The sequence below is a fragment of the Cohnella phaseoli genome (assembly GCF_003386235.1).
Lineage (GTDB): Bacteria > Bacillota > Bacilli > Paenibacillales > Paenibacillaceae > Cohnella > Cohnella phaseoli.
Genome location: NZ_QRDZ01000011.1, coordinates 188,662 through 209,663 on the forward strand (window position 1 = coordinate 188,662; position 21,002 = coordinate 209,663).

A 21,002-nucleotide genomic window follows, 5' to 3' on the forward strand; every position below is an offset into this window, starting at 1 on the left:
TTAGCGCTTACATCGGTGGACCGACAAGTTTGAATAAGCAACTTTGCTTTTATTCGCTGAGGTTCAAGCCTTTGAAAAAGCGCCTGCGGCGCGTATCGCAGCTTTTCAAACGTTCGCGACGCTGAATGCTAACGGACCGGATGCGGCGCCGCGCCTTATATCTGCTTCCGATACTCGGTTGGAGCCAAGCCCGTATGCTTCTTGTACCAGGTGACGAAGTAAGAGGCGTTGAGAAAGCCAACCTTCTCCCCCACTTCCTTCGCCGTCAGCTTCGAATCCGCCAATAATTCGTTCGCCTTGCGAATCCGCATCTCGGTCACATATTCCAGGAACGTCTGATTAAACATCTCCTTAAACAGTCTGCCGAAATAAATTCCGTTGTAATGAAACCGTTCGGCTACCAGTTCGATCGAAAGCTCAGGATTGCCGTATTGCTCCTCCAGGAAAGAAGCGATGTCTTCGGCGAGCCCCGACTTCGGATGCTTCTTGCTCGTCACAGCCGCCCGGATCGCCGTCCTCGCGTACCCCGCGAACCATTCCTCGATCCGCTGTAAGGACTCCATCTTCTCCAGTTCCTCCAGCGCTCCGAGATAACTGCCCGAAGCAGTCGAAGCGGTCGAGTTCGGAGCGGCCGCGGAGAGTAGCGAGAACAGCAGGTACCGCACGGCGGACCGGATCATCGGATAGGACGCGCGTCTAAGCTCGCTGAAGAAATCCGCCGCGGCCGCTTCCGCTTTCTCTTCCTTCCCGGTTTTTATCGTCTCCAGCAGCGCCTTCTGCTTGGCGTGCGGGTATTCGAATTCGGAATCAAGCTTGGACACAATCTCCTCATAGAAGAGAATTTTCCCTTCCCCGTGGACAAGACGGTACAAGACGGTTTCCTTCGCGCTCAAATAAGCGTCGCCGAGCTCGTGTCCGCTGCGAACCGGCTGGCCGATGGCGATCGTCAGCGTCACGCCGTAATCCTGCGCCACTTCTCGCTGCAAGTCGCTCAGCGCTTCTAAGGACGCACTCTGCGACGTCCCGTCTTCTCCGATGAGCAGAACGATTTCCTTGTCGACCTTAACGACGTCGCAAGCGATTCTGCTCTTCAGATAACGCTCCGCGAAGTCGGACAGAACGGCACGGACCGTATGGTCGAGCTCGTCCTCACGCACTGCCAGCTCCGCGATGCCGTCGAGCTTCAGAACCGCTACCAGTAGCGAAGCGTCCCCTCCGACCGGATCGACATTCAGACCGTATTGCGCGGCTTCGCCCGGCTCCGGTACTCGGATGCCGTGAAGCAGCTCCTTAAGATACTCGGCCTTCATGGACAGATGCGAGCTTCGGCTCGTCGCTTCCAGCCGCTCGTATTTCTCGGTCACATTGGCGTAGAAGCGGTTTAGAATCTCCATCTCGCTTAGCTTCTTCTCCGATATGCTCCCCGTATCGATTGGGGAAGCAAGCACCTTCCGGGCCAGCCTGGACAACGGCGAGGACAGCATCCCGCTCAAGACGGCGGAAACGACCAGAGCCAAGGCCAACAATGCGAGACAAGTCCAGATCGCCGTCCTGCGAATGTCGGAGATCGGCTTCGTCGCCGTCTCGTAAGGAATCGCGGAGACGAAATACCAGCCGAGCTGCTCCGAATAGACCGAGGAGACGAGCGTCTTCCCGCTGCCCGTCTCGTCTATGAAGCTTTCATTCGTTCCGGAGGATAGAATTCGCTCTACGAGAGCCGTATCCGAGAGATCGTCGAGAAATCGGTCCGAACCGGGAGAGAAGACGAGGCGTCCCGTCTGGTCCAGAATCAGAAATCTGTCTCCTTCGACCGTCCCTGCCCGCTGATCGGCAAAGCCGTCCAAGGTCAGGTTCAATATGATGGCGCTCGTAATTTCCCGGCTCTCGTAATTCCGGTCGTACCAGAATACCGTATAGACCCGTTCGCCCGGCTCCTCCCGTCCCTCTACCTCCAGCCTGCGCGGAATCGCCCTGCCCAAGCTTTGCACGGCATCCGACTCCGTCAGCCAGGCGATCGTCTCTTGCTCGGCTTTCGCCTTATCCCGGTCCGTCCCGATCAAAGCGTCGCTTAGCCCGTTGTAAAGCGTGATCGAGTATATGTTTTTGTTCGTTAACATCTGATCGTTGATCTTCCGGAGCGTGGCGCTGTAGAGAAAATAATCCGCCGTCGGCTCCGGGCTGTTCATCGTCCGAATAAGATCGTTGTCCAACGACAGCTGAAGCGCGACGAGCCGCGCCTGATCGAGCACGAACTCGAACACGCTTCTGCTCTGCTCCAGCCTCTTCTGCGAAATTTCGTTGATCTGCTCTGCCGAGCCCTTGGAGAAAGCCTGCGACAGCAGCGTCGTGACGGTTAAAGCCATAGCCGCCGATAGAACGACGAAAGACAAGAAAAATTTCGAATACCACGTTCTAAGCTTGATCCCTTCCAACATACGCTTCATTTTCGTCCCCCTGTCTCTATACACCCGTTGTGAAGCGCTTACAATAAATGGCTGAATTCGACCGTTCCGCTACTGTTCAGATTACTCTTTTTCACAGAAAAATGAAGTTTGATCCTGCAAGATTCGTTTGAAAAACAAACTTTTTACTCCGGAATCGTAGGTGTGGCGCGGGTTTGGGCGTGTCTGAATACTCCGAGGGCAGCAAATTTTGCCGAATTTTCGTTCCATGCAAGGAAGTTTTGTGAAGGCGTACTGGAGGAAAAAGCGGTGAAAGATGCCCCTGAGCGGGTTTTCAAACACGCCCTAGCAAGTTTTAATGATAGCATTGCTCTGTTCGGAGCAACAAGAGGGGCTGTCCAATAAGCAGGCAGCTGGCCCATAAGTAAAAAGAGTCGTACGAAAAGATGAGCGATAGGGAAGATTGTCGTGATCCCGAAATCTGAATGGGTAAACCCGTTAAAGGTGATTTCGGGACCGTATGAGGCAGTCTCCAGGCTAATCATGACCCACAACACTTCCAGATAATCCCCAGAAGTTATTCGTATAATTATCGAAGACGCTTTAGTGACCTAGAATCCCTGATCTTGGTCGATTTATACGATTTTCCCTACAAACGTTCGTCGTTTGAGTCTGAACCGAGTTGCTTTCGGTGCGGTTTTTCCTACAAACGTCCGCCGTTTAAGCCTGGTTCGAGCTGCGTTGTACGAATTTCCGACTAACTTCCCTGCGTAAGCTCATGTGTGCAAATAGATCCGTCGTAAAAGTTTAATCTCCAATAAATTGGAAACGTTGTGGGTCATGATTAGGTCTCCAGAAGATACATGCACTTTACCCTAATCGATCATCTTGTACGACCTTACTTATGGGACAGCTCCTTAAGAAGAACAACTTCGAGGTTTGTCGCTTGTCTTCGCCCATCCCGACGTTCCGCTGTCAGAACCTCGAGACGATCCGGCCATGTCCCTCGAACGGGTAATCGATCGCGATCCGACCAACCTCCGCGTCCCCTATGCCGCTATACAAATCGCACTTCCCGTCCTCCCTCATTACGATTCCGGACGTGAACGCGCAATCGGTCAGCATCGGCTTTTTCGCCGGTCCGTCCGGATAACAGGAGCGCGTGCCGATGATCTTCTGGTCGACCGCCTCATGCCTCGCCACGATCAGCACGAACGAGAAGTTCATATACACCTGCTTAAGCTGCCCGTCTTCTCCGACCGTTTTATAGCATTTATGACCGATGACCCCTACGTTGCCGCTCTCCAAATAATAGGCTTGATTGCAGCCTCCCCATTCGTCCTTGCCGAACAGGCCGTCGATATAAGGCGCGTTCTCCACGACGTCCGCCGTCAGCTCGTCGAGACTGTCGATGACGGTAAAGCCGATCATCGATTCGCTTCCGTGTTTCCTGCGCACGTTCTCGCCTCGAGGTCTCGAGAATACGCCTATGCGCCCGCCGTCCATCTCTACCAGACGAATATCCTTCATATATTCCGGTCCGGTCGTAAAATAATAAAGATCGTCCACGTCCGTTCCCCGGTAAAAGTATCCGAAGTACGTGTCCACGCCACCTTGCTTGTACCGGACATGCGTCCCCCCCATGACCAAGGTTTCGCCAATCAGACTTACGTACGGATCCTCCAGTTGATAGATCATGGAGCCGGGAACAAGCGACCATTCGTCCTGTCCGGCTTTCTCAAACAGCCGCACCCAGGAGCGCGCCCACTCCTCCCGTCTTTCCACGCGCCCGAACATGTACTCCTTGCCCTTCCAGCGAAAAGGAATGGAAACGTTGTATACGTCAAAGCCCTCTACGCCATAAAAGCGAAGCTTCGCGCTCTCGTACACGCGCAAGCCCGCATCGATTCGTTCCCTCTGATCGATCAATAGCATCGCTAATCAGCCCCTTGGTTGACATTGTCGTTAAGCACATGCTATCACGGCCGTCTCGGCTCGTCTTGCCGATTACTCGCACGAAACTACGCTATTTTTGCATTGGGTCAAATTCGACTCCGCGCCGGACGAAAAATATGATATTTTGATAGAGAAAGGAGCGAGCCTGCGAATGGACATCGTCACGCTCAGAGCGGAAATCGGCATCGATCCCGAAGCGGAGGGGCATTATCGCGACATCACGGGCATCGGAAATACTTCCGGAATCCATACCCACGACTTTTACGAATTTTTTGTTATCGTCGAGGGAGCCGCCTATCATTGCGTCAACGGCAAGAAGGAACGGTTGGAAGAAGGGGATCTCGTCTTTATGCGCCCTCGGGACGTTCATTATTACGAGCCGCTTCCGGATACCGATTGCCGACTCATCAATCTGTCTTTCTATGAGCATACGCTGACGGATTTGTTCGCGTACCTGGGCGCCGGGTTTCCGCAGCAAGCTTTTCACTCTGCGCCTGATCCGATTGTCGTGCATTTGTCTCGCCAGGAGAAGCGGCTGCTCCAAGATCGCTTAACCGGTCTGATCCGGATTCCGCAGAGGGACAAGCTACGGTTCCGGACGATGCTGCGCTCGATTCTGGCGGAGACGTACGGCTATTATTTCCTTCCGGAAGCAGCAGCGGAACGCGATGGAAAGCCGGAGTGGCTCTCCCGGCTCTGCAAGGAAATGCACGATCCGGTCAACTTCCTCGAAGGCATTCCGGCCATGATGCGGCTGTCCGGCAAATCCCATGCTCATCTATGCCGGGTGTTCCGGCAATGGGAAGATCAATCCCCTCTCGCCTACTTAAACCGCGTCAAGCTGCAGTACGCCGAGAACCTGCTGCTCGGTTCGGACAGAAGCGTGCTGGATATCGCCCTGGAGGCGGGCTTCGGCAATCTGGGACATTTCCACAAATCGTTCAAGTCGCTGTTCGGCACTACGCCGCAAAGACATCGCAAGCTGCGCCAGACAAAGCAGGCGCCGCTCGTGTAAACGACGGCGTTCGGTGCGATCTATCGTCAAAGTGAACATGTTATTCTCGTCAAATTCGGAAAATACGGAGGTTTCTACGATGGCTCATTTCCCTTTTCGCACGGCGCTTAACGCTTCTACGTTGTTTCCTTACGAGCTTGGTATCCGTGAGCAAATTCGCATTGCCGCCCAGGCGGGTTATGACGGGATCGAAATCTGGATGAAGGACCTGCAGCAGCATGTGGCGGAAGGAGGGACGGCGGATGAACTGCGACGGGAAGCGGAGGGGCTTGGCATCGAAATCGCCAATGCTATCTCGTTCATTGCATGGGCAGATGAAGACGAAGCGGTTCGCCGGAGCGCCGCCGTGCAGACTGACGAGGAGCTGGCGCTGCTGTCCGAGCTGGGCTGCCCGTCGTTTGCCGCGCCTCCGTTCGGCAGCGTCGCGAACGCTTCGCTGGACGACATTGCGGATCGATTTGCCGCGTTGGCCGAGCAATGCCGGAAGCACGGCGTCGCTCCGGTTCTGGAATTTTGGGGTCGCTCGCCCAAGCTAAACCGCTTAAGCGAAGCGGTGTACATCGCCATGCAAAGCCGCGTAGCGGATGCAACCCTCCTGCTCGATCCGTTCCATATGTATACCGGCGGCAGCTCGCTTAACGATCTCGACTTTCTGTCCGCGGACCGCATCGGCATCGTGCATGCGAACGATTATCCCGAGCTGCCTCCGCGGGAGACGATCGGAGACGAGGACCGTCTGTTCCCCGGAGACGGAATCGCTCCCTCCGGCGAGCTGGCACGCAGGCTGAACAAGCTCGGTTATCGAGGGTTTCTGTCGCTGGAGCTGTTCCTGCGCGACGTCGGCGATCGCTCGGCGCTGGAGCTGGCGCGTCATGGTCTGGGCAAAATGAGAAGCGCCTACTCCGTCGTCGAGTAGAACGCCTCCCTGTCGTCAGCCGCGCTATCCGCTTATGCGCTATACAAATCGAACATGCTGATCTCGTAGCCCAGCGCCTTCATATAGTTGAACATCTGCGCGCGATGGTGCTGGGCGTGCGTAACGATCTCGATCAGCCATTTGGCCTGCGAAGATCCGTGCTCCAAATAGAACGGCTTTGTTTTCCTATGCAGAAAATCCTCGTCGGACAGACCCTCCATGTAGTCCTTCAGTTCGGCCATTCCCGACGTCATCCATCCCGCGAGCTTGTCCGCATTTTCTCCGTCCGCTTCAATTCGCGCTTCCAGCTCCCTGATTGCCTCTTCCGCATTTTCTTTCAAAATCAGCAAATCCACGGAAGGCACTCCCGCCAAATGCTGCGCAAGCTCCAGCAAGCTTCTCATATTGGCCGCGGGACGATGCTCCCAATGCTCGGCTTTGATTTTGCCTAGCAGCTTAACGGTCGTTCCGACAATCAGCTCCAGCTCCTCGAACAGCAGCTGCTTCATTTCCTTCAGTTCGTTCATCCTTATCTCTCCTCGATTTGGCGTTAGTTGGTTCCGTTGGTTTCGACTCCTACTATAGCTTATAATAGTGACAACTGCTGTCATAATTATGGTCAAAAAACGGGAGAAAAACCGATGTCGAAATCGAAGCGTTTGATGGAACTCATGATGACTGTGAACCGAATGCGCAAATTTACGGTGAAGGAGTTGGCCGCCGAGTTTGGCGTGTCGCCCAGAACGATCATGAGAGACCTGCAGGAGCTTGGCGAGCTCGGCGTCCCGCTCTATTCCGAAGTGGGTCCGCACGGCGGCTATCAGGTGCTGAAGGAACGAATTCTCCCTCCGATCGCGTTCAGCGAGGGCGAGGCGGTCGCGATGTTTTTTGCCAGTCATGCACTTCGCCACTACCAGTCGCTGCCGTTCGAGGCCGAAGCTTCCTCCGCGCTTCAGAAGTTCTACTTCTACATGCCGGGAGACGTCAGGGATCGGATCGACGAGATGAAAAACCGGGTCGATTTCCATGCTCACAACCGCCAGCAGGAGGTCGAAGGGCTTGGCATTTTGCTGGAGGCGGCCGTGCGGCAGCGAGTGGTGACGATCCGGTACGAGAACAAGCAGGGAGATTCGGAGCGCAGCATTCAACCGGTCGGCATCTATGCGAGCAACGGCTTCTGGTACTGCGCGGCCTACTGTTTTCTGCGCCGGGGCTTTCGTCTGTTCCGCTGCGATCGGATGCGATCGGCCTCCTTCGACAAGACTGGAATCAAACCGCTCGACCTGCGCCTTATTCACCTGGGCAACTGGGAGGACGTTGGACGCGAGGAGAGGATCGAAGCCCGCATCGTCGCCGAGCTGAGCCGCGAGGGCGTGCAGCGATGCCAAGGAGAATTGTCGCATGTCCCGTTCATCGAGGTGCGCGAGGACGGAACCGGACGATTGAATCAGTGCGTCCCGGAAAGCGAGCTTCCTTACTTCGCCAAGTTTTTTCTCGGCTTGGGCAGCGAAGCGACCGTGGAAGAGCCGCCGGAGCTGATCGCGCGCATTCGCAAACTGCTGGAGGAGCTAACGGCCAAATACGGCACGATGTGACAGCGGCGGGTCTCGGAGGTACAATGAAAAGGCAAGCTCATTATCCGCCCAACGGAGGGAAACGCGATGAAATTTATCAGCAATAACGGCATCACCGATCCGACGCTGAATCTGGCGCTTGAAGAATATATTTTGCGCTCGCTTCCGGATACGGACGACTACTTGCTGTTCTATATTAACGAACCATCGATCATTATCGGCAAAAATCAGAACACGGTGGAAGAGATCAACGCCGAGTATGTGAAGGAAAACGGCATTCACGTCGTGCGCAGATTGTCCGGCGGTGGCGCCGTCTATCACGATCTGGGCAATCTGAACTTCAGCTTCATCATGAAGGACGACGGCCAATCGTTCCACAATTTCAAGAAGTTTACCGAGCCGGTCGTGCGCGCTTTGAATAAAATGGGCGTCGAAGCCGAGCTGACGGGCCGCAACGATCTGCAGGTCGGAGAGCGCAAAATTTCCGGCAACGCGCAGTTCTCCACCAGAGGTAAAATGTTCAGCCACGGCACGCTGCTATTCGATTCGGAAATCGAGAATGTCGTATCCGCGCTGAAGGCCAACGCCGAGAAATATGCTTCCAAGGCAACCAAATCGATTCGCAGTCGCGTGGCTAACATTGTGGAATTTCTTCAGGAGCCGATGACGGTCGAGCAGTTCCGGGAGAAGCTGCTTGTTTCTCTATTTGAGGGGGAAAAGGAAATTCCCCGCTACGAGCTGAGCGAGGAAGATTGGGCCAATGTGCGCAAGCTGGCCGAAGAGCGTTACCGGAGCTGGGAGTGGAACTACGGCCGTTCTCCGGCGTTTAACGTGCGGCAGACGAAGCGGCTCGAAGGCGCCGGCACGTTCGATGTGCGACTGCAAGTCGAGGACGGCGTGATCGCCGGAGCCGCGATCTACGGCGACTTCTTCGGACGCGGCGATAGCGCGGAGCTCGCGGCCAAATTTATCGGCACCCGCTACGAAGCTTCCGCCATCGGCTCGTTGCTGGACAGCATCGAGCTGCCCTTCTATGTAGGTCCGGTCACGAAGGAGCAATGGCTGGAGCTGATGTTGTAGATTTACGAGGTATTCGATTGAAAAAGAGCGCATGTATCTCCTTGAGAAAAAGAAGGAGATACATGCGCTTTTTGAATTGCTTCTTGGACGGCTCCGCGGAAAACTCGCCTATTCGGTATACGCCTTCAGCCCCGATAGCTTAAACGCGATCTTGCCGCTGACGCTGTTCTTGGAGTCGTAATCCTTGTCGAAGCGAATGATGAACAAATGAGAAATCGACGGATCGGCTTCGAACGTAATCGTCTTCGTCGATTTGGCCTTTACGATTACCTCATCTTGTCCCGAACCGTCTGCGGAAACGATCAGATCGGTCGGTCCCGTATTCTCAAACTTAAACGTGACGGAAGTTAACCCGGTATCCGACAGCACGATCTGCGAGAAGAGGCTGCCGGTGTTCGTGAACACTCCCTTGGCATACTTCAGATCCTTGTATTCCAGCTGCGCTTCTTCGATCAATTCATCGGCCGTATAATAGTAGCCCGCCTCTTCCGAAGCGATTTCGTCATCGGACTCCCCGGCCAGCAGCTCGAAGTACTCCTCCCCGTATTTATCCGTCAGCAGCTTCTCCACCTTGGTCCACGTTTTGTCCGGAACGGACTCCAGATCCTCGATCAGATCGTTTTTCGCGGATTTCTCGGTTACGAATTTCGGGTTGCCCTTGTCGTTAAGCAAATAGACGCTGACGCTGTACTTGGACAAGGTAAAAATCTCCGGGGTTGCGGTGATCAGATAACCGCTCAGCTTAAAGGCTTGTCCGAGCTTTTTGTCCGGAGAACCGGATTTTACGATTTTCACGTCGACATGCTTGATAAACCCGTCATTCTCGTCGATAAAAGACTTAACTCCGTCGAGAGCGTCGAAGGAAGTGCTCTGGATTTTAACGGAAGGATGCAGGATGCTTTTCAGCAGCTTCCGGTCGCCGGTCTCCACAGCGGTCATATACTTTGAAATTACGGCGGACTGCGCTTTCGAAGGCGCCGTGGACGTAGCGGCCGTCGCCAGATTGGCGCCGGTCGTCGCCAACAGAATTGCGAACAAGACGGATAAGATTTTTTTCACGTATTCCGACATCTCCTTAATTTAGATATAACCCATATTAAAGGAAAACAATGGCATTATCATACCAGACTTACCGACTCATTTCTAGCCAAAACCTGCCATTTCGACAAAAACATTATAATGTTTCAATTCATCTCACTTCATCGGTCAGACAGGAGAGATTCACTTGTCCAACATGAAATCGCGATTTCAGCTAAAGCTCGTCTGCGCCTTGATTCTGTTTGCAATGCTGGTCTCTGCGCTGCTGGCTATCTCGGATCATCTCAGAATGAGAGATCAGGCTATCGCGAATACGGAAAAGCAGATCGAATTTTACGAAACATCGATCCACCGGGCGTTAAATACGCTCGATAAAGCCTACTCTCTGTTCGGACAAAACAAAATGCTCGACATGAAGAAGATTTCCTACGAGCTTGTCGACAAGTATGAAGCGAATCCCGATGTCGACAAGTGGGATTTTCAGAAGCTAAAAGAGACTTATCAAGTCGATATCTATCTAATCAACGAAGAAAACAAAATCGTCTATAGCAGCTATTTGCCCGATCTGGGCATGGATTTCGACGAATGCTGCGCCTCTTTGACGGAAGTTCTGGATATGAGGCGATCCGACGGCGGATTTTTCGCAGAGGGCATCGATATGGAGCAGCATTCCGGCGAATTGAAAAAATACAGCTATATCGCGACAAAAGATAAGAAGTATATTATCGAGCTCGGTTATTCGCAGTACGAAAACGAAATCTATCAAAAGTTCAACTTCATTCAAACCATCGAAGAGCTTGTACTCGGAAATTCTTCCATCAACGGGATTCGCATTCTGAATAACGTCAGCCGGTCGATCGGGGGCACAGGCGAATCTAGCGGATATGGAGCGCTGAAAGGGACGAAAAGGCAAGCCTTTGATACTGCGCTGGCTACCGGAAAAACAACCGAGTACCGCGAGGAACATCAAGGAGAGACGGTTGTCTACCGCTATGTTCGGCATGAGTCGCTGTACGATATGAGTTTGACCAGACTAAAGGTACTGGAAATCGCCTACAACGAAAAAGAGCTGGATCGTGTGCTTAGCGTTAATACCCGAACTTTTATCTATCAGTTGTTCGGCGTTCTTGTCATAGCTGCTGGATTGTCGTTGCTTATTGCCGGCTGGGTGGCCAGACCGATGTATTTGGCCTTTCATGACAGTCTGACCGGGCTGATGAACAGGGCGGCCTTCGAGGAGGATATTCGCAAAACGTTAGCGAAGCCGAACGGCAAACCCGGGCTGCTGCTGATCGATCTGGACAATTTCAAAATCGTCAACGACCGAATGGGCCACGATGCCGGCGACCGGGTACTCTGCGGCGTCGCACGAGGAATCCGCGCCGCAATCGGAGTCAAAGCCTATGCCTATCGGCTGGGCGGCGACGAATTCGTGGCGCTGCTGCCGTCGGTTACGCCGCAGGAGGCTGAGGAAACGGCATCCCGTGTGCTGAGCTCGGTTCGTCGGGCGATCTCGTCCGAAGTCAAGCTGCTCGAACAGCATATTACGGCTAGCATCGGCATCGCCCTCGCTCCGGAGCATGGCGCCGACTCCAGCACACTATGCGAAAATGCGGACAACGCCCTCTACCGGTCCAAAGAGTTGGGCAAAAACAGGTTCCAACTATATTCGCCTTCCTATGACGTTAGCGAGTAACACTCGGGCAAGTTGCTGCGATTCGGCGACGTTTCGGCGGCGATAAGACCGCCTCGCGGGCTTATTCGCTCACGCCTGGCCGATTCGGCAGTGATAAGACCGCCTCTCGGACTTATTCGCTCAAGTCTGGCCGATTCGGCGGCGATAAGACCGCCTCGCGGACTTATTCGCTCACGCCGGGGCGTTTCGGCGGTGATAAGACCGCCTCGCGGACTTATTCGCTCAAGCCACGGCGTTTCGGCGATGATAAGACCGCCTCGCGGACTTATTCGCTCACGCCTGGCCGATTCGGCGGTAGATAAGACCGCCTCTCGGACTTATTCGCTCACGCGGGGCCAATTCGGCGGCGATAAGACCGCCTCGCGGACTTATTCGCTCACGCCCGGGCGTTTTGGCGATGATAAGACCGCCTCGCGGACTTATTCGCTCACGCCGGGGCGTTTCGGCGGTGATAAGACCGCCTCGCGGACTTATTCGCTCACGCCGGGGCGTTTCGGCGATGATAAGACCGCCTCGCGGACTTATTCGCTCACGCCTGGCCGATTAGGCGGTGATAAGACCACCTCGCGGACTTATTCGTTCACGCGGGGCCGATTCGGCGACGATAAGACCGCCTCGCGGACTTATTCGCTCAAGCCACGGCGTTTCGGCGATGATAAGACCGCCTCGCGGACTTATTCGCTCACGCCTTGCCGATTCGGCGGTAGATAAGACCGCTTCGCGGACTTATTCGCTCAAGTCTGGCCGATTCGGCGGCGATAAGACCGCCTCGCGGACTTATTCGCTCAAGCCACGGCGTTTCGGCGGCGATAAGACCGCCTCGCGGGCTTATTCGCTCAAGCCACGGCGTTTCGGCGGCGATAAGACCGCCTCGCGGGCTTATTCGCTCACGCCCGGGCGTTTCGGCGACGATAAGACCGCCTCGCGGACTTATTCGCTCACGCCGAGGCGTTTCGGTGACGATAAGACCGCCTCGCGGACTTATTCGCTCAAGCCACGGCGTTTCGGCGGCGATAAGACCACCTCGCGGACTTATTCGCTCACGCTGGGCCGTTTCGGCGACGATAAGACCGCCTCGCGGACTTATTCGCTCAAGCCACGGCGTTTCGGCGACGATAAGACCGCCTCGCGGACTTATTCGCTTGAGCCGCTCCTACATGCGCTCATTCAACGCCAAAGGGCCGCCCGCCGACTCGTGAACATCGAATCGGCCGACGGCCCCTTGCTTTTTTATACCATCACTTTACAAATATCGTTCGTAAATTCGACCGGATCGCCGATCGGCAAGCCTTCGATGAGCAGCGCTTGATTGTACAGCAGACTTGTGTACAGGTTCAGCTTCTCCTTGTCCTTGCCATGAGCGTCCTTGAGCGACTGGAATACGGCATGGTTGACGTTGATTTCCAGCACCTTCTCGGCCTTAACGCCAGGGCTGCTCGGCATCGCGTTCAACACCTTCTCCATTTCGATCGTCAGATCGCCCTCGGTGGTCAAGCATACCGGGTGACTTCTCAGACGTTTGGAAGCCCGAACGCTTTTCACCTTGTCGCCCAGGAATTCCTGCATCGCTTCGAACAACTCTTTGCTCTCCTCGGCTTCGGCTGCGCTCTCCTTGTCCTTCTCGTCCGCTTCGATGCCCAGGTCGCTGCTGGAAACCGATTTGAACTCTTTTTCCTTATAGCTGGCGATCACCTTAACGGCGAACTCGTCAATGTCATCGGTCAAGTAGAGAATTTCGTAGCCTTTGTCGGCGACAAGCTCCGTTTGCGGCAGCTTCTCGATCCGCTCTTTCGACGCTCCGGTTGCGTAGTAAATGAACTTCTGCTCTTCCGGCATACGAGAGACGTATTCGTCCAGCGTGACCAGCTTCTGCTCCTTGGAGGAGTAGAACAACAGCAGATCCTGCAGCACATCCTTGTTCATGCCGTAGTCGTTATAAACGCCGAACTTGAGCTGACGGCCGAAGCCTTCATAGAACTTCTCATACTTCTCGCGCTCGTCTTTGAGCAAGCTTTGCAGCTGGCTTTTGATCTTGCTCTGGATGTTCTTCGCGATCTGCTTCAGCTGACGATCATGCTGCAACATTTCCCGAGAAATATTGAGCGACAGATCCTCGGAATCGACCATGCCTTTCACGAAGCTGAAGTAATCCGGCAGCAGGTCGGCGCATTTTTCCATAATGAGCACGCCGTTGGAATACAGCTCCAAGCCTTTTTCGAATTCCTTCGTGTAATAATCGAAAGGCGTACTTTCCGGAATGTACAAAATCGCCTGATAACGAACCGCGCCGTCAACGCTGAGGTGGATATGCTTCAGCGGCTTATCCCAGCCGTAGCGCTTCTCGTTGTAGAAGTTTTCGTAGTCGGCGTCGGTCAGCTCGCTTTTGTTTTTGCGCCAGATCGGCACCATGCTGTTGACGACCTGCTCCTCGACGTATTCCTCAAACTCCTTGTCGTCGTCCTCTTTCGGACGGCTGCCCGTAATGTCCATCTTGATCGGGTAACGAATGAAGTCGGAGTATTTCTTGACGATCGCCTTGAGCCGATACTGCTCCAGGAACTCGTCGTATTGATCCTCTTCCGTGTTCTCTTTAATCTTCAGCACGATCTCCGTACCGACCGTATCTTTCCCCGTCGGCTCGATCGTGTAGCCGTCCGCGCCCGTCGATTCCCAGCGGTAAGCTTCGTCACTGCCAAGCGCCTTACTCGTCACAGTTACCTGATCCGCAACCATAAAAGCCGAGTAGAAGCCGACGCCGAATTGCCCGATAATGTTGTGGCCGTCCTGCGCTTCGTTCTCCTTCTTGAACGCGAGCGAGCCGCTCTTGGCGATAATGCCCAGATTGTTCTCCAGCTCGTCCTTCGTCATGCCGATGCCGGTGTCGGAGATCGTCAACGTGCGAGACGCTTTGTCCGCGGTAATTTTAATGAAGTAATCCTCTTTGTTAAAAGTCAGGTTTTCGTCGGTCAGCGCTTTGTAGTAGATTTTGTCTACGGCGTCGCTGGCGTTGGAGATTAGCTCTCTCAGAAAAATCTCCCGCTGCGTGTAAATGGAGTTGATCATCATTTCGAGCAGTCGTTTGGATTCCGCTTGGAATTGTTTCTTTTCCATGATTGTTCTCCTCTCGGATATGTAAATAGACTAACGATAAACGGTTTTGACGGGCGATTAGCACTCACTTCGCTCGAGTGCCAACACAACCTTATTTTCACATTATCCCGAATTCATGTCAAGACGGTCCGCGGCGAAAAAATACAATGTTTCGCAGAGAGCAAATCTGCCATCCTTAAAAAGAAAAATATGGCTGACCGACTGGCATACATCTGCCTTCTCGAGACAAGTTTAATTTGAAACGGAGGCGCCTAGAATCTGCACACACATATCGGCACCTCAGGCTGCAGGGAGCGGTCAGTTCGAGCGATGTTTCATGAACCCTCGGGCTTCATGTAAGCGAATTGGTCAGTCGTAGAAAAAAACAAGGCCGCCCTCGGGAGCAGCCTTGCCGTTCTTGCCGTTCTTGCCGTTCTTGCCGTTCTTGCCGTTCTTGCCGTTCTTGCCTTTCTTGCCGTTCTTGACGGAGCGTTAACCGCTCCCCGTTATTGCAGCGCCCTGGTCGTCCCGCGAACCACCAGCTTCGGCACGATCTCGTCCTTGACAAGCTCTCCCGGACTTCTCGGCAGCTCGTGCAGCAAAATCTCGACCGCTCGACGGCCGATCTGCGCCGTATTCTGGTTGATCGTCGTCAGGTGCGGATACGTGTAGGCGCTGATTCGAAGATCGTCGTAGCCGATCAGGCTGACATCGCCGGGAACGTCGAGCCCCATTTCCTGCGCCGCCTTAATCGCGCCGAGCGCCTTCAGGTCGCTTGTAACGAATACCGCAGTCGGCGGCTCAAAGCCGCTGCTGCCGAACAGCTCCTTAAGCCCCCGGTAGCCCATCTCTGTGTTTTCGGACTCTCCGTCCATGACGCGCACCAATTCCGGTTCGAACGCAATTTGATGCTGTTGAAGCGCCAAGCGGTAGCCCTGCAGCCGGAGCGAGAACTCCTGGTTCAGATCGACGACCGACTTCCCGGTCAATATGATGCCCGTCCTCCTATGTCCAAGCGACAGCAAATGCTGCGTGGCCAAGTATCCCCCGGTCAAATTGTCCGCAACGACGTAAGGAACGGATAAGTGCGGATAATAAAATTGCACGGTCACAAGCCGTTTGCCTTCGTCCCTCCATGCCTCCAGAGACTTCTGGTCGAAGTTGTAAGGCGGAGTGACCAATACGTATGCCGCCCCCGGCTTCTCCGGCAGCCGATACCGCTCGTCGACCGCCCACAAATAGAACTCGATCCCGTTCTCTTCGCAGACCTCCCTCATCGCTTCCAGCATATCTCCCCAATACCGGTGATTAAGCGAATCGACGGATAGATTATGGTAAACGAAAAAGATATGCCGAACGGGCGGCGGGCTCCCCTCCGTCTCTGCCTCTTCGCGATCCGAGCTAAGCACGAACGTTCCCTTGCCCCGTACCCTGTAGACGTAACCTTCGTTTACCAGCTCGGTCAGCGCTCTGCGGGACGTAATCTCGCTAGCCTTGTACAGCTTGGCTAATTCCTGCTGATTCGGCAGCGGCCAGCCCTTGGGATACTCTCCGCTGCGAATTTTCGTTTTCAGATCGTCGATCATGACCTGATACATCGGCGCGCTTCTGTCCGACATGCGGATCACCTTAAATCCCCTCCGCTCTACAGCTTTAACGCGCCCTGCGTCATGCCTTGAATATAGTATTTCATCCCGAAGGAAAAGATGGCCAGCAGCGGCAACGACGCAATCGTGTATGCCGCGAAACGCGTCCCCAGATCGGTAATGCCGAACTGCTTGGTGAAGATCGTCAGTCCGACCGCGATCACCTGGAGATTGCTGTCGCGAATCGTGAGCAGCGGCCATATATAATCGTTGTACACGCCGACGGACTGCATAATGAACAGCGTCGCCAGAATCGGCACCGAGAGCGGAAGCACGACCTGAAGGAACACGCGCCGCTCCGTCGCCCCGTCGATGCGAGCCGCCTCGAACAATTCGCTTGGCAATCCGGCCATGAACGTCCGACACAGGAACGTTCCGAAAATTTGTCCACCGGCGGCGCAAGCGATAATGATCGCCCACGGCGTATTCGTCAGCCCCATATTTTCATAGAGGACATAGGAAGGAATAAGCGTCAGGATGCCGGGAACCATCATCATGGCCAGCATTAGCATAAATAAGAAATCTTTGCCCGGAAACGTCTTCTTCGCAAAAAGATAGCCGGACACCGACGACAGAGCCATGACGAGCACGCTGCCGACGACGGCATAGGCGATCGTATTAACGATGTAGCGCCAAATGCTGTGGAAGGCTTCGCCGTAGTTGCCCCATCTGGCCGGCGCGGGCAGTCCCCAGAAATTGCCCAAAATTTGCGCGTTGCTCTTCAGGGAGCTGACGAGCATGAACAAAATCGGCACGAGCGTCAGAAAGACGAGCAAGGCCAGCAGCGCGATATTAACGAGCTGGCGGACATCGCTGATTTTAAACGATCGCATGTTCTCGCCCCCCTTAATGGTCTTCCGTTTTGATAAACTTCAAGTTGACGACCGTAATAATCAAAATAATCGCGAACATGCTGACCCCAAGCGCCGACGCGTACCCCAGCTCGTTGAACTTGGTCGCCGCGTAGTACATCTGCAGCGCCGGGACGTAAGTCGAATCCATCGGCCCGCCGCCGGTAACGATCAGAATGCCGTTGAAATCCTGAATGATTCCGATCAGTCCAAGGATAATGAGAAACTTGAATTGACCGGCGAGCAGCGGCAGATGAATCGACCGGATAATGCGAGGCAAAGTGGCGCCGTCGATCTTCGCCGATTCGATCATCTCCTCGGAGATGGACAGAAGCCCCGCATAGAACACCAGCAATTGCAGGATGCCGACGAACGGGAAGCCGATGAAGATCAGCGCCCACAGCGCCGTATCCGGATCGCCGAGCCAGCCGTGCGCCCACGAGCCGAGCCCGATCAGCTTCAGGAAGTTGTTGAACAAGCCCAGATTCGGATCGTAAAAATTTTGCCATATGAGCAACCCCGCGACGCCCGGAATGACCATCGAAGCCGTGAACGCGGTGCGGAAGCCGTACTGCAGCCTTTTACTGCGCAGATGGTAGATCAGCTCCGCGACGATAAGCGGGGGAATGAGCGTTTTGATGAGTCCCGTTACAACCAGAATGACCAGATTTCCGAGGCCTTTGGTGACGAACGGGTCGTTCAGCATGCGCTTGAAATTGTCCAAACCGATGAAGGTCGTTCTGCCGCCCGGCTGCCATTCGTACAGCGAATGAAACAAGCCCGAGAAGGCCGGAAAATACAAAAACGTAAAAATGAGAATAAAGCTCGGAGCCAGTCCGACGTAGATCCATTTCGAACGCCATACCTCCCGGAAAATGCCCAGCTTGTTGCGTCTTCTCATCCAACCGAGCAGAAAAGCGATCAACGCGAGCGCCGCGAGTACGGCTATTCCCCATACGATCGTCCTCATTTTAGCCTCGCTCTTCGACTTGGCGATTACGCTTCCGACATCGAATGCGAGAATACGGCCTTCGTTCGTGCCCCCGTAGAGCGTCTTGCCCTCCGGATCGAACGCGACGGCTCTGCCGTTGCTGCCGCCTTTGGATTCCCACAGCTTTTTTCCGTCTGCGTCAAAAATATAAAAGTAGCCGGATAAATCCGAGACGCCGATCGTCTTGCCGTCCGCCGAGAAGGCGACGTCCGTCACATGGTCCCGCGTCTTGGCGGCATGAACCGGCTGGCCCTGCGGATTAAACAACTCCACTTCGTTCAGTTTCGTTCCAATCGCCGTATACCCTTCGTTGGAGACGTCGATCGCCTGAATCTGTCCTTTGGCGCCAATCTTGCCGACCACGCCTTCCCGGCTCAACAAGTGAGCGTATTGGTCGGTGGAGCCCACTGCGATCCATTGTCCGTTCTCCGATACTTTGACCGTCCGCATCGTCGAGCTGATCGGCACCGCGCCTACCTGCTCTCCGGTTTTGCCGTCGATGTACAAGAGATCGCCGTTGCGCTGCACGACGGCGGCGATCAGAGAGCCGTCGTCCGAAGCGGACATGCTCTTGACTTGCCGCTTCAAATCCGTTGCCCACAGCTGTTTACCATCGCGATCGTAAGCGTACAGGCGCCGATCGTCCGAAGCGAGCAGCAGGCTGCCGTCCTCCAGAAGCTCGACCGCGTTTACAACGTTGCCGGCCGGCGCTTCGAACGCCAAACTACCATCCGCCTCATAGACAAGCGCTTTGGCGTCTCGACTGCCGACGGCGATACGGCTCCCGTCCGGAGCAGCGGAAATAGACGTCATATCTGCGCCGATCCCGGCAGACCAGCCCTCCTGCGCCGATGCGACGCCCGGGAAGATTCCCGGCAGGAATAACAATGCCATCGCAAGCCATGCGATTTTCCTCATGCTGCCTCTCCTCCCCTTCCGCGCATGATCCTCAATCGACGTTAAGGTCCAACGGCACAGGCCCAATGGCGGCCCGTGCCGTTGTCGTCCGCTTATTGACGTTCAGGCGGCCGTCTTTCCGGCGTGTCCAGATCGGACAGCTCCTTCTTCGCTTGCTTCAGCGCCGGTTCGAGATATTTGTCGATGTTGGTTTGCAGTTCTTTCAAATACTGTTCTGTGGTCAGCTTGCCGTCGAAGAAACGCTGCACGCTGCCTACCCAGTCCTGAACGGACGGCTGATAGTCCATCAGACCGCGAGCCAGTTGGTTGCCCGGGCTCCAGTAACCCTCGGTGTTGCCGATCGGAGCGAAATCCGCGAAAGCAGCCGCCATTTCCGGCGGAAGCGTAATATCTTTGAGCGCCGGAGAGCCGGCCAGAGAAGCGTCGTCGCTGTCTTGGATCGCTTTAACGTATACGCCGTAGCCTTCGGGACTCGTCAAATACATCATGAAGTCCGCGTTCAGTTCGTTCTGCTCGGCCGACTTGTTCACGAAGCCGTAGAAGCCGATCGGAATTTGAATCGTTCTGGCCGGAGCCATCACTTCCGGGCCTTCCATCGACGGCATGTTGAAGAATCCGTATTGGAACGGCTTCACGCCGCCTTGCGCGCCGGTTTTCTCTTCGTCCGCGAAATCCTTCGGCAACTGGAAGTAGTGGCCCGGCGTTCCCATCAATGTTGCGGCTTTACCCGTGAGGAACAGGTTGTACGCTTGCTCGGCCTTAACTCCGAAGAAGCCTTCCGGAACATACTGGAACAAACGCTTCAGATTGTCGGCGTAAGCAACCCACTTCGGATTGCCCTCCACCTGGTACGGACCTTCTTTGTCGCGAATCGCCTTCAGATGACGCATTTCGTTTTTCGTGACGTTGCTGTTGGAATCGTTGTAAGGATCGTTCAAATCATACTGCCATGCGCCGTCGATATCCGGCACGTAAGAGTAGTCCTGCTCTTGGGAGCGGATGACGTTGATGAAATCGCGCAAATATTGGTCGGCGTAAATACGCACCAGCCATCCGGCCTCGCCGCTCCACATCGAAGTGGAATCTCCGGCCAGAGCGAGCGGCGTGTAGCCCGCTGCTTTGATTTTGTCGAAAGCGTCGATCAGTTCGTTAAACGTCTTCGGCGCTTGCGTAATGCCGACTTTCTCGAAAATTTCCTTATTGTATACCCACACGATCTGTACGGACTCGAAGTTGAGGTTGGCCAGGAAGTCCTCGGAGCTGACGCCCTCGAGGTTGATGCCCATCGCTCCGAGATCGAGCGACTCCACCCAAGGCTTGCCGGTATAGGGGTTCATTTTATCGAAATAAGCGTAATAGTCCATGAATTTGCGTTCGTTGACCAGGGCCGCGACCTCGTTGTTCACGACCATGTCCACTTCCGGCGTGCCGGCCGCGAATTGAGCGGTCAGCCATTCCTTGTAGCCTTCCATCGGCTTGTTGTCGACCGTGACCTTGACTCCCGGATTTTTGGCCATGTAACCGTTCGCGACTGCGTTCCATACGGAGGAAGAAGCGTTGGGCAGCGAAATGTTGATCGTTCCTTTTAACTCCCGCGCAGCTTCGGAAGGACTTGAGGAAGCGGTTTCCGATGCCGGCGCACTAGGGCTCGGAGCCGAGCCGGACGGACTCGACTCGGCGGCGTTGTTGCTTTTGCTGCATGCCGCCAGCAGCGAGGACAACATAAGTATACCAAGTAGCAAAGCCAGCCCCTTCTTTTTGAACATGTCGATCTCACCCTCGTTTTCGTCGTTTTTTGGTAAAGCGCTTTCTTTACTTAGTCGATAAGA

16 protein-coding genes are annotated in these 21,002 nt (G+C 54.7%); 7 read left to right on the top strand and 9 right to left on the bottom strand.

Annotated features, from left to right (window positions below):
• Window positions 1-155: 155 nt before the first annotated feature.
• Window positions 156-2,444, bottom strand: a complete 2,289-nt coding sequence (locus tag DFP98_RS15705) for a helix-turn-helix domain-containing protein (protein WP_116061555.1) — start codon at window positions 2,442-2,444, stop codon at window positions 156-158.
• 108 nt (window positions 2,445-2,552) lie between these two features.
• Between DFP98_RS15705 and DFP98_RS38660 the strand changes: the two genes are divergently transcribed.
• Entirely contained in the window at window positions 2,553-2,807 is a 255-nt protein-coding gene (locus DFP98_RS38660; RefSeq protein WP_147310202.1) for a hypothetical protein, read from the top strand.
• A gap of 570 nt (window positions 2,808-3,377) precedes the next feature.
• Here DFP98_RS38660 and DFP98_RS15710 read toward each other — a convergent pair.
• The gene (locus DFP98_RS15710) at window positions 3,378-4,337 is read right to left on the bottom strand and encodes a DUF1861 family protein (protein WP_116061556.1); all 960 of its coding nucleotides are present in this window, start codon (window positions 4,335-4,337) and stop codon (window positions 3,378-3,380) included.
• A gap of 172 nt (window positions 4,338-4,509) precedes the next feature.
• On the opposite strand from DFP98_RS15710, the gene DFP98_RS15715 reads away from it, so the two are divergent.
• Together DFP98_RS15715 and DFP98_RS15720 are read left to right on the top strand one after the other, a co-directional pair.
• On the top strand, window positions 4,510-5,373 hold the full coding sequence (locus DFP98_RS15715) for a helix-turn-helix domain-containing protein (RefSeq protein WP_116061557.1): 864 nt from the start codon (window positions 4,510-4,512) through the stop codon (window positions 5,371-5,373).
• Window positions 5,374-5,452: 79 nt separating this feature from the next.
• Window positions 5,453-6,289: a sugar phosphate isomerase/epimerase family protein gene (locus DFP98_RS15720; protein WP_181917719.1), complete on the top strand. Its 837-nt coding sequence runs from the start codon at window positions 5,453-5,455 to the stop codon at window positions 6,287-6,289.
• 32 nt (window positions 6,290-6,321) lie between these two features.
• Here the strand turns inward: DFP98_RS15720 and DFP98_RS15725 are convergent, their stop codons facing one another.
• The gene (locus tag DFP98_RS15725) at window positions 6,322-6,816 is read right to left on the bottom strand and encodes a DinB family protein (RefSeq protein WP_116061559.1); all 495 of its coding nucleotides are present in this window, start codon (window positions 6,814-6,816) and stop codon (window positions 6,322-6,324) included.
• A gap of 114 nt (window positions 6,817-6,930) precedes the next feature.
• Here DFP98_RS15725 and DFP98_RS15730 point away from each other — a divergent pair, with 114 nt between their 5' ends.
• On the top strand, window positions 6,931-7,884 hold the full coding sequence (locus DFP98_RS15730; protein ID WP_116061560.1) for a helix-turn-helix transcriptional regulator: 954 nt from the start codon (window positions 6,931-6,933) through the stop codon (window positions 7,882-7,884).
• Between the two features lie 66 nt (window positions 7,885-7,950).
• Window positions 7,951-8,943 (top strand): lipoate--protein ligase, encoded by a 993-nt coding sequence (lplA, locus tag DFP98_RS15735; RefSeq protein WP_116061561.1) that lies wholly within the window; start codon window positions 7,951-7,953, stop codon window positions 8,941-8,943.
• 108 nt (window positions 8,944-9,051) lie between these two features.
• On the opposite strand, the gene DFP98_RS15740 is transcribed toward lplA, so the two are convergent.
• A complete protein-coding gene (locus tag DFP98_RS15740) occupies window positions 9,052-10,002 on the bottom strand; it encodes a hypothetical protein (RefSeq protein ID WP_116061562.1) in 951 nt (316 codons plus the stop codon).
• A 175-nt stretch (window positions 10,003-10,177) separates the two neighbouring features.
• Between DFP98_RS15740 and DFP98_RS15745 the strand changes: the two genes are divergently transcribed.
• Together DFP98_RS15745 and DFP98_RS15750 are read left to right on the top strand one after the other, a co-directional pair.
• On the top strand, window positions 10,178-11,677 hold the full coding sequence (locus DFP98_RS15745; RefSeq protein ID WP_246016557.1) for a GGDEF domain-containing protein: 1,500 nt from the start codon (window positions 10,178-10,180) through the stop codon (window positions 11,675-11,677).
• Window positions 11,678-12,329: 652 nt separating this feature from the next.
• A complete protein-coding gene (locus tag DFP98_RS15750; RefSeq protein WP_116061564.1) occupies window positions 12,330-12,986 on the top strand; it encodes a hypothetical protein in 657 nt (218 codons plus the stop codon).
• On the opposite strand, the gene htpG is transcribed toward DFP98_RS15750, so the two are convergent.
• The 5 genes from htpG to DFP98_RS15775 form a co-directional block, all read right to left on the bottom strand.
• Window positions 12,908-14,788 (bottom strand): molecular chaperone HtpG, encoded by a 1,881-nt coding sequence (gene htpG, locus DFP98_RS15755; protein ID WP_116061565.1) that lies wholly within the window; start codon window positions 14,786-14,788, stop codon window positions 12,908-12,910. The genes DFP98_RS15750 and htpG overlap by 79 nt on opposite strands.
• A gap of 485 nt (window positions 14,789-15,273) precedes the next feature.
• Window positions 15,274-16,386, bottom strand: coding sequence for a GntR family transcriptional regulator (locus DFP98_RS15760; protein WP_116061588.1), 1,113 nt, complete (start codon window positions 16,384-16,386; stop codon window positions 15,274-15,276).
• 26 nt (window positions 16,387-16,412) lie between these two features.
• Complete coding sequence (locus DFP98_RS15765) at window positions 16,413-17,246, bottom strand: carbohydrate ABC transporter permease (protein ID WP_116061566.1); 834 nt, start codon at window positions 17,244-17,246, stop codon at window positions 16,413-16,415.
• Between the two features lie 13 nt (window positions 17,247-17,259).
• Window positions 17,260-19,173, bottom strand: coding sequence for an outer membrane protein assembly factor BamB family protein (locus DFP98_RS15770; protein WP_116061567.1), 1,914 nt, complete (start codon window positions 19,171-19,173; stop codon window positions 17,260-17,262).
• A 92-nt stretch (window positions 19,174-19,265) separates the two neighbouring features.
• The gene (locus DFP98_RS15775) at window positions 19,266-20,939 is read right to left on the bottom strand and encodes an ABC transporter substrate-binding protein (protein ID WP_116061568.1); all 1,674 of its coding nucleotides are present in this window, start codon (window positions 20,937-20,939) and stop codon (window positions 19,266-19,268) included.
• Between the last annotated feature and the right edge of the window lie 63 nt (window positions 20,940-21,002).